General features: G+C 50.0%; 11 protein-coding genes. 6 read left to right on the forward strand and 5 right to left on the reverse strand.

All coding sequences use genetic code 11. The annotated features are described in order from the left end of the window. Window positions 1–5: 5 nt before the first annotated feature. Window positions 6–1,247 carry a hypothetical protein gene (locus tag PsW74_RS16110; RefSeq protein WP_063287810.1) on the reverse strand — a complete coding sequence of 414 codons (1,242 nt, stop codon included), beginning with the start codon at window positions 1,245–1,247 and terminating at the stop codon, window positions 6–8. Between the two features lie 303 nt (window positions 1,248–1,550). Here PsW74_RS16110 and PsW74_RS16115 point away from each other — a divergent pair, with 303 nt between their 5' ends. After that, window positions 1,551–2,813 carry a multidrug effflux MFS transporter gene (locus PsW74_RS16115; protein ID WP_063287811.1) on the forward strand — a complete coding sequence of 421 codons (1,263 nt, stop codon included), beginning with the start codon at window positions 1,551–1,553 and terminating at the stop codon, window positions 2,811–2,813. A 29-nt stretch (window positions 2,814–2,842) separates the two neighbouring features. On the opposite strand, the gene PsW74_RS16120 is transcribed toward PsW74_RS16115, so the two are convergent. Continuing rightward, the gene (locus PsW74_RS16120) at window positions 2,843–3,229 is read right to left on the reverse strand and encodes a hypothetical protein (RefSeq protein ID WP_063287812.1); all 387 of its coding nucleotides are present in this window, start codon (window positions 3,227–3,229) and stop codon (window positions 2,843–2,845) included. 112 nt (window positions 3,230–3,341) lie between these two features. Beyond that, on the reverse strand, window positions 3,342–3,695 hold the full coding sequence (locus tag PsW74_RS16125; protein WP_063287813.1) for a VOC family protein: 354 nt from the start codon (window positions 3,693–3,695) through the stop codon (window positions 3,342–3,344). A gap of 130 nt (window positions 3,696–3,825) precedes the next feature. On the opposite strand from PsW74_RS16125, the gene PsW74_RS16130 reads away from it, so the two are divergent. Next, complete coding sequence (locus PsW74_RS16130; protein WP_057463867.1) at window positions 3,826–4,392, forward strand: invasion associated locus B family protein; 567 nt, start codon at window positions 3,826–3,828, stop codon at window positions 4,390–4,392. 8 nt (window positions 4,393–4,400) lie between these two features. Here PsW74_RS16130 and PsW74_RS16135 read toward each other — a convergent pair whose 3' ends face one another. After that, the gene (locus tag PsW74_RS16135) at window positions 4,401–4,622 is read right to left on the reverse strand and encodes a hypothetical protein (RefSeq protein WP_208988009.1); all 222 of its coding nucleotides are present in this window, start codon (window positions 4,620–4,622) and stop codon (window positions 4,401–4,403) included. 229 nt (window positions 4,623–4,851) lie between these two features. On the opposite strand from PsW74_RS16135, the gene PsW74_RS16140 reads away from it, so the two are divergent. From PsW74_RS16140 to PsW74_RS16155, 4 genes are all read left to right on the forward strand, one after another. Continuing rightward, complete coding sequence (locus PsW74_RS16140) at window positions 4,852–5,442, forward strand: hypothetical protein (protein WP_063287815.1); 591 nt, start codon at window positions 4,852–4,854, stop codon at window positions 5,440–5,442. After that, window positions 5,399–6,877 carry a DNA polymerase Y family protein gene (locus PsW74_RS16145; RefSeq protein ID WP_063287816.1) on the forward strand — a complete coding sequence of 493 codons (1,479 nt, stop codon included), beginning with the start codon at window positions 5,399–5,401 and terminating at the stop codon, window positions 6,875–6,877. The genes PsW74_RS16140 and PsW74_RS16145 overlap by 44 nt, the downstream gene beginning before the upstream one ends. Then, window positions 6,874–10,179: an error-prone DNA polymerase gene (locus PsW74_RS16150; RefSeq protein WP_082830593.1), complete on the forward strand. Its 3,306-nt coding sequence runs from the start codon at window positions 6,874–6,876 to the stop codon at window positions 10,177–10,179. The genes PsW74_RS16145 and PsW74_RS16150 overlap by 4 nt, the downstream gene beginning before the upstream one ends. 341 nt (window positions 10,180–10,520) lie before the next feature. After that, window positions 10,521–12,302: an ABC-F family ATP-binding cassette domain-containing protein gene (locus PsW74_RS16155; RefSeq protein ID WP_063287818.1), complete on the forward strand. Its 1,782-nt coding sequence runs from the start codon at window positions 10,521–10,523 to the stop codon at window positions 12,300–12,302. Here PsW74_RS16155 and PsW74_RS16160 read toward each other — a convergent pair. Then, the gene (locus PsW74_RS16160; RefSeq protein WP_063287978.1) at window positions 12,299–12,892 is read right to left on the reverse strand and encodes a TetR/AcrR family transcriptional regulator; all 594 of its coding nucleotides are present in this window, start codon (window positions 12,890–12,892) and stop codon (window positions 12,299–12,301) included. The genes PsW74_RS16155 and PsW74_RS16160 overlap by 4 nt on opposite strands. Window positions 12,893–12,938 lie beyond the last annotated feature (46 nt).

The raw sequence follows: 12,938 nt of genomic DNA on the forward strand, positions 1-12,938 counted from the left end.
CTGGTTCAACCGTTTGCCGCAAAAGCAAGCGCTTGCATGGCGACGTTGAGAAACAGGGCTTGCATCACAAGCATCGCGAAGATCCCCATGTTGTCTTGTCGCACGGTGCGCACAACGAAGAGCATCATGAGCGGGAGCCAGTCCAGCACGTAGCGCTGCACGGAATACTGTGAGAAGCCGTTAGAGTGGTAGAAGAGTGTCACTCCTGCGATGAGAGCGATTGTCAGCCCTGCAAAAAGGTATTCCCGGTTCCATTTGGCGAGGAAGAAGTAAAGCAGGAACGGGGCGCCGATGAAGAGCGCTATACCCTTGTCGCCAAAGCCGCTCATCTGCGTCAGATACTTGCCTGAAAACTCTACATCCGGCCCTTGCACGAAGAAGTGGATCAGGTTGAAGAGCAGATAATCCCGATGGAACAAGCCTAGCTCTTGAACACGATCCTCAATCCATGACGCAGATGGATCACCCAGAGCGTCCCATTCTGGTGGGAAGATGTACGCATACCCAGTTTGCATAGGATCGCCGAAGCGGGCGTAATTGTAAGCAAAGTAGATGCCTATTGCGATTGCAGGAAAGACTGCGAGTTTGAGCAGGCGCCCAATACTCTCAGCATTGATTGCAAAGATGGACCTGTCCGGTGGCGTCATCAGAACAAAAAAGAACGGCATGTAAAGAATGCTCATCTGCCTGGTGAGGAATGCGAGACCGATAAACAATCCTACAAACCAAGCATTTCTCTTGATGAGCGCTGACCAGAGCGCCAGCGACGTCAACATTGCAGCAACGGCTTGCGCAAAGAACCAGACACCATCGGCGCGGAGCACTGTGTATTGCAGCGGTGTTGCAAAAAGAAACGCTGCGACAAGCAATAGAGCCAGTCGGTAGTCCGTCTGGTAGTTGCGCGTAATTTGCCACCACACCAGTCCGGTAATGAAAAAGCAAATCAGCCCCAGAGCAATAAAGTGATGAAACCCTACACCCAATACGGCCACAAATGGTAGAGCGATCAAGGCTGGTACGGGGGGGAATATGACAAAGATCTTGTCTTCGAAAAGCGCACAGTCCAGATCAAAGCAGCGCGAAGCCTCAAAGCGGCCTTGCAAAAAAGCCTCCGCAAGCAAGGCATAAGAATTACTTTCTGCCTGCTCCCCAATCATGCGAAAAACAATGACTGCCAGAAGAATGGAAACCAAACCAGCAAGAATTGTTGTGAGGAGTGCGCCTCTAAAACGGTCAATCGAAATCATAATGCCCCCAAATATGGGAGAGTAATAACATCAAGAATCCTAGTGTCTTCTTAAAGGCGCATAAGAGGACCCAAATTGGTGCGAAGTTCTGGCAAAAGGAACCGCACTAAATACATTCTCAGTGCTAACTCCTCAAAGAACGTCATTGATTACAATTCATCTCATTTCTTGATTTCACGTTTGTTGCCTGATAGGTGAAAGCTGTTGCTCCCACAGACTATGCCGCAATCGCGGTAGATCCATGGTGTTGGGTTTTTAAAAATAAACCTTCAAAACTGCCAGGATTGAAACAGGAATATCCAGATGTCGGACTCTCCGAAAACCGCAGGTGCGAGCCTGGGAACGGTTGAATTTGTTGCCCTCATGGCTACGCTGACTAGCTTGACTGCGCTTTCGATTGACGCCGTGCTGCCAGCGTTTTCAGTCATAGGCAAAGATTTGAATGTCGGAAATTCCAACAACGTCCAGCTCATCATTTCTGCGCTGTTTCTTGGATTAAGCCTGGGTCAGTTTGTTTTTGGCCCCGTCTCTGATCGCTTTGGCAGAAAGCCGGCGGTTTATGCAGGGTCTGTTGTTTTCGCAATTGGTGCTGTGCTTGCAGCCACGGCGACATCACTGCCAATGATGATTTTCGGGCGTCTGCTTCAAGGTGTCGGAGCCAGCGCTCACCGTACGGTCGTTATGGCGATTGTTCGCGACAAGTATGTCGGCGCGGAAATGGCGCGCATCCTGTCGTTTGTAACAGCAGTGTTTATTATTGTGCCCACATTAGCGCCGTTGATTGGTCAAGGCATCCTGTTTGCTGCGGGATGGCGGGCGATCTTTGTCATCATGCTGATTATGGCGTCTGTTGGCTGCATCTGGCTGGCAATGCGTCAGCCGGAAACACTGAAACCGGAAAATCGCCGGGTAATCACGCCCAGGGTGCTTTGGGAAGGTCTTGAAGAAGTCGTAAGCCATAAGGCGACGCTGTATTATACAGCGGCTTCAGGCTTTGTTTTTGGTACGATGATGACATATCTGAGCACTGCTCAGCCGATGTTTGCAGATATTTTCAACGTCCACGAAACATTCCCGCTCTATTTCTCCGGAATTGCCGTCGTGTTCGGCATGGCGTCCATCGTCAATGGCCGTATTGTCAGACGTATCGGATTGCAGAATATGTGCCGCGCTGCGCTGACAATTCAGATTGTCACCAGCCTCAGCTTTGCGATGTATCTGCTCCTCATTGATACCACGCCTGATCTGTGGTTGTTCATGACCTATCTTTCGCTAGCATTCTTTTGTCAGCCGATGTTGAACGGAAATCTGAACGCCATGTCCATGGAACCACTGGGGCATATCGCTGGCTTGGCTGCAACGTTGGTTGGCGCGACCACCACGTTTATTGCGCTCATCCTCTCTGTGATTGTTGGCCGTTTCTACGATCAGACCTTGCTGCCCTTGTCCTTTGCGTTCTGCGTTTTTGGCGGAATCGCACTTGTGCTGGTGGTTATTGGCGCAAGAGTGCAGAAAGCAGAAAAGATCGCGTTGTCAAACACGACCTCAGCTGAAGCCAACGCTTAAGCGCTGCTAAGATGTTCAAGAAATAGAGATTACTGTTTCTTCGGGAGCGTCCTGACCCAGGAGACAGTCGGCATTTCTACGCCCGCACCTGGGTACCAGTCATCGCGAACTTCCTCGTGACCTTCCTTCGTGCACACGATTTGCGCGTCTTTGTATTCCTTTGGAATGACGAGTTGGCCGGGGCTTTTCACGTGCAGGTTTTCAGCAAACCCATCCAAGATGCATTGCGCGCCAGATGGCATGGTTTCGATAGAAACAACATAAGCATCAGAAGGAGGGTTCGACGGATCGGGTCCAAAAACATTGGATTGGCATCCGGCGAGGAGCACTGCAGATGCAATGAGAACTCCGAGGGAAGCCCCTTTAGAACTGAGGGGGCTGAACTGACCGGCGTCTGATGCTTTGGCGAACCGCACGCGAATCTCCTGAGAAACTGGATTTCGCTTGGAAGCTACGCCTATTCATAGAGAAGGGTGAATCCCTCAATTCACCCCCACTAATATTGCAGGTCAGCGATGCCTTCGCCTGTTATTTGTCTGACCACACAGCAAGCTCGTTGTTGTTCGGGTCAAGAAAATGGAACCGGCGCCCACCCGGGAAGGTGAAGATCTCTCGGCAGATTTTTGCGTCGTTCGTCACCAGTGTGTCCTGCAGTGCTTCCAAGTCTTCGGCATAAAGCACAACAAGCGCCGCACCGCTTGCCGTGGAGGACGACAGGTCTGCCCTGAAGAAACCGCCATTAAAGTCACCATCATTGAAAGCAGCGTAGTCAGGGCCGTAATCTTCGAAAATCCAACCGAGTGCATTGCTGTAAAATGTCTTTACGGCTTCCAGATCAGCAGCTGGCAATTCGATGTAATTGATTTTTCCAGATTTCATAATTTCAAATCCCTAGGGAAAACAGGGTGCTCTTTCCAACAGGCCTCCCGCAAATCTCCAATATTGCAACAAAATTAGATTAGTGAGATAGATAACTCAGTCCTATCGTTATAGTTGCAAGCAAGATATTCAAATGAAGATTTTTGGTTTTCCCCTTCGTACAATTGCAGCTCTTGCTCTGGGAGTTGTTGCTTTTCTTGGTGCTACGCCGGGCTTTGCTCAATCAGCCCCCAAAGGCGATGCAGCTGTTGCCAGCAGTCCCAAGGTCACCACGCAGCAACACGGAGACTGGATGTTGGAGTGTTATGACCCCGCCGTGAATGGCATGAGCTGTCAGATTAAGCAGCGTGTGGTTCATAATGAGAGTGGCCAGAATATTTTGCTGATGACACTCACCTACAGTCCGAAAGAAAAGAGCGATATGGTGCAATATGTATTGCCGCTCGACTTTCTTTTGGCTCCGGGTGTTGGTGTGAACATTGGTGATTTTCAGGCGGTTGCACGGGTCAATCGCTGTATGGCGCAAGGCTGTGTGATTGAAGGCAAAACCGAAGAGGCCTTCATCAACGCGATGAAAGCTGCAAAAGATCAAGGACGATTTGTGATGATGTCCAGAGCAGGCAAAAAGGTTGGCATCAACTTTTCAGCCACCGGTTTTACAAAAGCCTACAACGAGATGCGAGCGCAAAACTCAAAGTAAGCTCGTGGTCACTGCGCAGCAATGCAGTTCCATTCACCGCGAAGACCCAAAACAGCTGTAGCGCCCGCAACTGTGCAATGTGAGACTTCAGTGTTGGCAAGATGCAGCTTTGAAGCCGGGTTTGGATTTGCAAGATAGGCAAGGCCAATTGCAGCTGTAAGAGCAAGCGCGGATGCGGCAACGGAGAACACCACTCCAATGCTCTGCTTGGGGTTTGATAAGTGTTGCATAGAGGTCGTCATGTGAGGTTTCTGTTCTTTAAAATCCAGGATTTTATGGAAGTGACACTGCCGTCAATTTGTAGAGAAATTCTGCAATCTGCATATATTGAGAGGTCATAAAGGACAATAGTGAAACATCTTAGGTCATATGGTTATGAATAAGTGACGCAAGATGGATGTTTACTATAAAAATATTTGTTCTTGATATGTTCTTATTCTAGGTGATATTCTGCATTTTATGGCAGAACTAAAGCAATTTTTCCCACTTGAAATTGGGCGGGCCCACGAAGTTTGCGGAGCTGGTGCATCGGCTTTTGCTGCTATGGCCTGCGGTACAGATCGGAACGACAATGCACGTGCTATTCTTTGGGTTCAGCTAGATTGGCAAAGTGATATCGTCAATCCTGTTGGTATGATGCCTTTTTGCGATCCCTCTCGGATCATCCTCGTTAGAGCGAAAAATCAGCAAATGTCGTTATCTTGCGCAGAAGAGGCTCTGCGGTCTGGTGCGGTATCTCATGTCATTACGGAGCTTTATCGCCCGCTGGATCTTACAGCAGGCCGCCGCTTGCAACTTGCTGCAGAGATGGGGCAGGCGACAGGAATTCTTATTGTTTCAGAAGGAATGGGTAGCAATGCAGCACAAACCCGTTGGCAATGTGCTCCAGAATGTTCAACTTCTGTGAGTGATGAGCATAACCTCAAGACCTCAGGATTGACAGTTCTGCATTGGAAGTTAATTAAGAACAAAAAGGGAACGTTAGGCAATTGGAAGGTTTGTTGGGATGGACAGGCGCATCGTATCGTTGTGGTTTCCGAGGCTCGCTAGTGATCGCATATTGCGGATCAATCCGGTTGAAGTCCCCTTTGCGGTGACCCATCATGAGAAAAACATGGAACGGCTTTATTGCCTCAACCTTCAGGCTGTCCAGCAAGGTTTGGTGCAAGGCATGGGCCTATCTGATGCTAGAGCCCTTTGCCCAGATCTACGGACAGAGCCTGCTGACTTCCATGCAGACCACCATTTCTTGAGTGCTTTATTGCGTTGGGCAGGTCGGTATTGTCCTTGGGTAGGGTTTGATGGCAATGATCGCCTCCTCTTGGACGTAACAGGCTCCACCCATTTGTTTGGTGGAGAGGAAGAGATGTTAGAAGGCATCCATCAGCGTCTTAACCATTTTCGTTTGCATGTGCGTTCAGGTCTGGCTGGTACTCGTGGTGCAGCCTGGGCTATTTCCCGTTACAGCAAAGGTATCGTTCCTACAGGCGAACTCAAAGCTGCTCTTAGCCCTTTGCCTGTAGCTGCTCTTCGGTTGGATGATGCCACCTGTACAACCTTACAACGCCTTGGCCTACGTACCATTGGCGAGCTGATGGCTATGCCTCGGGCAACAATTAGTCGTCGTTTCAGCCTTGATCTGATTCGACGTATGGATCAGGCACTAGGGAACCAATCGGAGCAGATTGAACCTGAAGCTCCAAAAATCTCTTATGCTGCTCGCATTACCTTTCCAGATCCGATCGGTCTTTATGATGATGTCATAGCAGGCCTTGAACGCCTACTAAAACGTATTTGCTATAAGCTAAAGCGGCAAGAATTTGGTGCCCGGACCTTACGTCTGACCTGTCAGCGGGTTGATCAGGCAGCTGTTCAGGCAGAGTTGCGCCTTGCCCGTCCAATGCGAGAGGCAGAATGCATCCTGCCTTTGTTTGAACGTAGTGTGAGGGAGCTAGATGCGGGTTATGGTATTGATCAACTGCGTTTAGAAGCACTCGATGTTGAACCTCTACCTCTGGTACAGGTGGAAGCCAACACAGCTCACCAGAACTCTGGGGATGCTCTGGATGATCTCATCACCCGTCTTGGCAGCCGTATTGGATTGGACAACATCATCCGCTTTCAGCCGGCAGAAAGCCATGTACCGGAGCGGGCATTTGTCGAGGCTTCAGCGGCCTATACCTTGCCAGAAAGCAAATGGCCGCAGAACCAAGGATCGCAGCGTCCTTTGCGATTATTCTCGCCGGAACCTATTAATGCCACGAACAAAATACCGCCTCGTAAGTTTTGTTGGCGACGTATGCATTTCTCTCTTGTTAAAGCTACAGGGCCTGAACGTATTGCCCCAGAATGGTGGTTGGATGATCCGAACTGGCGTTCTGGTGTTCGAGATTACTGGCACATAGAAACTAAACAAGGGCGCAGGCTCTGGATGTTTTACACTCCACGGCAACCGGCGTGGTTCGTGCAAGGAGAGTTTGCATGAGTTATGCCGAACTGTGCGCTACTTCCAACTTCACTTTTCTTAATGGGGCCTCTCATCCGGAGGAGCTGATGGCTCGCGCAGCTCATCTGGGCTTATCAGCTATTGCAATCACAGATCATAATTCATTGGCAGGGGTGGTGAGAGCGTATTCTGCTTTAAAGGAAATCACTCGAAAACGAGATGAAGTACAACTTATTGCTTCCAGCCACCAGATGGATGAACAGGAAGGCAAAAATGATTTTCAAACTCCAACTTTCCCCCTGCCGCGTTTGGTGATTGGGTGTCGTTTGGTTCTTGAAGATAGCCCGATCCACTGGATTGCCTTACCGCAAGATCGGGATGCCTATGCCCGCTTATCTAGCCTGCTGAGTAGAGGAAAGCGCCGCACTGAGAAAGGCAAATGTAAACTATTCTATAAAGATTTGCTGGAAGAAGACAGCGGTATGGTACTCATAGCCTTGCCGCAAGTTTTGTTAGATTGCAGTGAGGTCGCAGAACATATTCAGCAGGCGGTGCAAGTCTTTCCCTCCCATGTCTTTCTTGGAGCCGCCCCGCAGTATGATGGCAATGATCAAGCTTATTTTAATGCTTGTGCCAAGCTCGCATTACGCCTTGCTGCTCCTATGGTGGCACTGGGAGATGTCCTTATGCACCGTGGCAATCGGCGCCAACTTGCTGATGTCCTGACTTGCATCCGTGAAGGTATCACTATTGATCAAATTGGCCGTCGGGCTTTGCCTAATAGCGAGCGGCGTTTGAAACCTTTCTCTGAGATGGCGTCCCTGTTTCGTGCTCATCCTGCCGCCATCAAGCGTACGCTAGAAATTGCCAATAGGTGTTCTTTTTGCCTGAGTGAACTTTCCTATGAGTATCCGGAGGAAGGTAGCGCAACAGAAACAGCTCAGGAACGACTGAAGCGCTTGACACTCGCAGGTATCAAGCGTCGTTATCCCAACGGCGAAAGCCCAAAGGTACAGGCTCTTGTTAAAAAGGAATTAGCGCTAGTCGATAAGCTGGGCTTCGCCGCTTATTTCCTTACAGTGCATGACATTATCTCTTTTGCCCGCTCCAGAAATATTTTGTGTCAGGGACGAGGTTCTGCGGCCAACTCGATCATCTGTTTTGCTTTGGGCATAACAGATGTTGCCCCGGAAACTATTTCTATGGTGTTTGAACGATTTATCTCAGAGCATCGTGGCGAGCCGCCAGACATCGACGTTGATTTTGAGCATGAGCGCCGTGAAGAGGTTATTCAGCATATCTATAAAAAGTATGGTCGGCATCGAGCGGGTCTGTGCGCTACGGTTATTCACTTCCGTTCCCGGGCAGCCATTCGAGAAGTAGGGAAAGTAATGGGATTGTCGCAAGATTTGCTTGCGAACCTTTCCGGGCAGATGTGGGGATCTTCCAATCAAGGAATACCGGAAGAACGTTTGAAGGCGTTAGGGTTGAATGGTTCAAATCAACGCTTAGCACTTACCATCCACTTGATTAAGGAAATCATGGGCTTTCCTCGCCATTTATCCCAGCATGTGGGCGGTTTCATTATAACTAAAGGCCGTCTGGATGAGTTATGTCCCATTGAAAATGCAGCGATGGAAGACCGAACCATCATTGAATGGGACAAGGATGATATCGATGCTCTTGGTATCCTCAAGATCGATGTTCTGAGTCTTGGCATGCTCACTTGCATTCGCAAATGCTTTGCATTGATTGAGGAAAAACACGGCAATCAGCTTACAATTGATACTGTGCCTCAGAATGATAGCAGAACTTACGATATGTTGTGTGCAGCAGATGCCATTGGCGTGTTTCAGGTAGAAAGCCGTGCCCAGATGAATTTTCTGCCGCGTATGCGTCCTCGCAATTTATATGACCTCGTGATCGAAGTGGCCATTGTTCGCCCTGGTCCCATTCAGGGAGGGATGGTGCACCCTTACATCAAACGTCGTCAGGGCAAAGAGAAGGTCACATATCCCTCTCAAGATCTAGAAGAGGTTTTAGGCAAAACTCTTGGTGTGCCTTTGTTTCAGGAACAGGCCATGCGTATTGCCGAAGTTGCAGCTGGTTTTACGCCAGCTGAAGCGGATCATTTGCGCCGTTCTCTAGCTACTTTCAAACGTATGGGCACCATAAGTTCGTTTAAGGAGCGTTTTGTAGCGGGCATGCTGAAACGTGGTTATGAGCTGGAATTTGCAGAACGCTGCTTCTCTCAAATTGAGGGTTTTGGAAACTACGGTTTCCCTGAAAGCCATGCCGCAGCTTTTGCTCTGCTTGCCTATGTTTCCGCATGGCTTAAATGCCATCATCCAGTAGCTTTTGCTTGTGCTTTGTTGAACTCTCAGCCGATGGGGTTTTATGCTCCAGCCCAAATTATACGTGATGCAAGAGAGCATGATGTGGAAATACGCCCTATTTGTGTGAACCATAGCGATTGGAACAATAAGTTAGAATGGCGTACAGATGGTAAGCTCGCTATTCAACTTGGGTTTCGACAGATTAAAGGATTTAAAGAAGACGAAGCTCTCTGGATTGTTGCTGCGCGAGGCAATGGCTATCCGGACCCGCAAAGCATCTGGCATCGTGCTGGTGTTAGCCCAGCGGCTCTAGAAAAACTGGCTGAAGCTGATGCTTTCATTAATATGGGGCTCAATCGCCGAGAGGCCTTGTGGCAGGTGAAGGCAATTAGGGGGACCGAACCGCTGCCTCTCTTCAATGATCCTCTGGATGGTGAAGTTATTATTGAGCCGAAAGTCCACTTGCCAAGTATGCATCTGGGCGAAGAAGTGGTTGAAGATTACCTCTCTACCCGCTTTTCTCTCCGCGCTCACCCTATGGAGTTGCTGCGGCCAGATATACTTGAGCTTACAACTCATGCCGCCCTTCAGGGTGCAGCACTTGACCACACAAAAGTCTGTGGCCTTGTTATTACACGCCAACGGCCCGGCACGGCCTCTGGGGTGATTTTTCTTACGCTGGAAGATGAAACAGGGGTCTGTAATGTGATTGTCTGGCCTAAAGTTTACGAAAAGTTCCGGCGTGAAGTTATCTCAGGTCGCTTGCTATATGTCACCGGCTATTTGCAACGAGAAGGCTCGGTAGTGCATTTGATCGCACAGGAAATAAAAGATTATTCGGAACGTCTATCATTACTTGGCCATCCAATGGACGAGGAGATTGGCAAAATGCTTCCTGTGGCAGATGATGCTCCCCGCAATCAGAGAGTCTTGCCTCAGATTACTCGCGCCCGACACCCAAGGGAGCAGGCTAAAAAACTATTCCCGAGTCGGGACTTCCACTAGCGTATGGTCGCCTATCACAACAATCGTATAAACTGTGCGAAAACACTAAATTAAAGCAGAGTAGAATAAGGAGTGGCGAATGAGGGCACTGGATGAACTGTGACGCGCTAAAGCGTTTGACAGACACTGAATTCTGGTTTTCTTGTTGATTGGACCAGTCAAATTATATTCTTTTTGTGAGGCGCATTCCTAGTTTTTTGTGATTATGTGTGACGTGAAATCCTCTCTTCTCCCTTAAGTTGAAGTGCCCTTGCTGTATTACACCTCTCGCCCTCTTGGAAGCTGCGTAATTTTTCTCTAATCCGTTTCCTAGTGTTTTATGTGTTGGGAGGCGCGGTCCCGTGGCGAAGTCCAGTAGCAATCCATTGATAACCGGCAGTGGTCTGTGGCAGCAGTCGCCTGAGCGTGTGTTGTTTGAAAACCTGTCCTTCGGGCTGAATGCAGGCGACCGGATTGGGCTGGTAGGCCACAACGGGTGCGGTAAGTCGACGTTTCTCAACATCCTTGCTGGTCGCGGTGAGCCTAGCGAGGGCAGCATCTCGGTCTCCCGTGCTGCTGTCGTTTCCTGTGTTGAGCAACATCTTCCCAAACAACTGATGGAACTGACGCTGACTGAGGCGGTTCGTGAGGCATTGCCAAAGGATAAGCGCGACTGGATGGACTGGAAGGTGGATGTGATGCTGCCGGAAATGGGATTCGAGCCTCACCAGTCCAGAGTGCTTTGTAAGGACCTCAGCGGTGGTCAGATGACACGCCTCATGCTGGCACGTGCTTTGATGACTGAGCCGAACCTGTTGTTGCTGGATGAGCCTAGCAACAACTTGGACCTGCCAACAATCATGTGGCTCGAAAGCTTCCTGAAATCGTGGAAGGGCAGCTTTCTAATGATCTCTCATGACGCGACATTGCTCAATTCCGTTACCAATCGCACCTGGATCCTTCAGGATCGCAAACTAAATGCCTTTGACCTGCCCTGCACAAAGGCCTTGGCAGAACATGAAGTTTTGACTCAAGCACGTATCGCCCGGCGTGACTCCGAGGAAAAAGAGATCAAGCGCGTTGAGGCCAGTGCCAAACGCCTCGCGGATTGGGGGCGAACGTTCGACAATGAGGACCTGTCACGCAAAGCCAAGTCCATGGAAAAGATGGTCGACCGCATGAAGGACGACCAGACTGATGCCGTTGAGGCTTATCCGTGGAACCTGTCTATTGCCGGAGAGCAAATTCAGGCTGACCGGCTGGTTCAGTTGAAGGACCTGACCGTGACGCCGCCTGTGGCGGATGTGTTCCTATACAATGTAGATGACATTGCTGTGCGGCCCGGCGACCGGATTGCGGTTATGGGAGCGAACGGAACAGGTAAGTCCAGCCTGCTGCGCTGCTGCTGGGAGAAGCGGACGAGTGAGGCGGGCGACGTGCGGGTCCATCCACGATGCCGGATTGCGTTTTATGATCAGACACTTCAACAGCTTCCAGGGGAAGCTAATCTGGTTGAGGGGATGGTGTCAGTCGGAGAAGCTCTTGGGGTGGATCTACGAGTTCCTGATTGCGAGAAGACCATTATTGCGGCTGGTTTCAAATACAATCAGTTGTCTCAGAAAGTCTCTCAATTGAGCGGTGGTGAGCGCGCACGCCTGTTGCTTGTCTCTCTGTCTCAGGTGCAGGCCAACCTGATGATGCTTGATGAGCCGACCAACCACCTGGACCTTTACGGGCGTAATGAGCTTTCAAACCAACTTCAGTCGTTTAACGGTTCTTTCTTGTTGGTTTCGCACGACAGGCATCTGGTGGAAGCGACGTGTAACCGGTTTTGGGTCGTGCAAAATGGGCGTCTGCAGGAAGTAAACGATGTGGATGCCGCGTATGCGTTGATCGCAGAAGTTCAGGTGAAAGCCATCAAAGCTGCTGCCATTGAGCAAACTGCTGTTGAGACGACAATTGAGGATACAACGCCTGAAACAGATCATTCCGGGGAAGATGAACTGCTAGAGCGGTTGATTGAGTTGGAAACGCTGATGGAAGCGGATCTGTCGCGGCGGCCTAACCGGCAGTCACCTCACCTGCAAGTGCAATGGAAAGATGAGATTGCTCAAATTCACGAGCGGCTTGAGTTGAACGGCTAAACCGGCTCTTCCTCCAGATCAGCAAGAGCCGCATGGAGCTGTGCCTGATGCGTCTTTTTGAGCACGTAGAAAGCTTCTTTTCCATACATGCCCTTGAGTGTGGTCTGTGAGATGGCAAAATGTTGGATTGAACCGATGTGCTGGTAAATCCAACAAAAGAGCTCAGCATCTGAGGCTTTTGACCATCGCTTCGTCTTGTGAGCCAGCGCGCCCAGTGCATCCAGAAATGGCTTCATAGGCCAGCTTTCGGAGGTGGTCTGGGCATCCAGCAGAGCTCTTGCAACCAGCTGTGTGTCCTCCACATTGCAAAGCGCATCCTGTGAGAGGTGGAGGAAGAATGTGCGTAGCTTGGTTTCTGGCGTAGTCCCCTCGACGTTTTCGATTGAACACAGCAGCCGATCAGAAAGCGCGCTCAGCACCTCCTCATAAAGCCTAGCCTTTGAGCCAAAGAAATGAAGCAGTGCTTGTTTGGTCACACCAAGCCTGTCTGCGATGCCTGCGAGGCTCGCGGCGTGATAGCCCTTCTGTGCGAAGACCGCGCTTGCCGTTGTGATGTAACGTGTTCTGGGGCTTTCTGCGTGCTGATCCAAATCCTGCTCCCTTTCCATCTGTATAGGATAAACTTGACAACTTACC

Source organism: Pseudovibrio sp. W74 (genome assembly GCF_001623085.1).
Taxonomy (GTDB): Bacteria; Pseudomonadota; Alphaproteobacteria; order Rhizobiales; family Stappiaceae; genus Pseudovibrio.

Coding starts and splice junctions, on each gene's coding strand:
- PsW74_RS16110 (WP_063287810.1), bottom strand. CDS start 1,247: ATGATTTCGATTGACCGTTTTAGAGGCGCACTCCTCACAACAATTCTT.
- PsW74_RS16115 (WP_063287811.1), top strand. CDS start 1,551: ATGTCGGACTCTCCGAAAACCGCAGGTGCGAGCCTGGGAACGGTTGAA.
- PsW74_RS16130 (WP_057463867.1), top strand. CDS start 3,826: ATGAAGATTTTTGGTTTTCCCCTTCGTACAATTGCAGCTCTTGCTCTG.
- PsW74_RS16135 (WP_208988009.1), bottom strand. CDS start 4,622: ATGCAACACTTATCAAACCCCAAGCAGAGCATTGGAGTGGTGTTCTCC.
- PsW74_RS16140 (WP_063287815.1), top strand. CDS start 4,852: ATGGCAGAACTAAAGCAATTTTTCCCACTTGAAATTGGGCGGGCCCAC.
- PsW74_RS16145 (WP_063287816.1), top strand. CDS start 5,399: ATGGACAGGCGCATCGTATCGTTGTGGTTTCCGAGGCTCGCTAGTGAT.
- PsW74_RS16150 (WP_082830593.1), top strand. CDS start 6,874: ATGAGTTATGCCGAACTGTGCGCTACTTCCAACTTCACTTTTCTTAAT.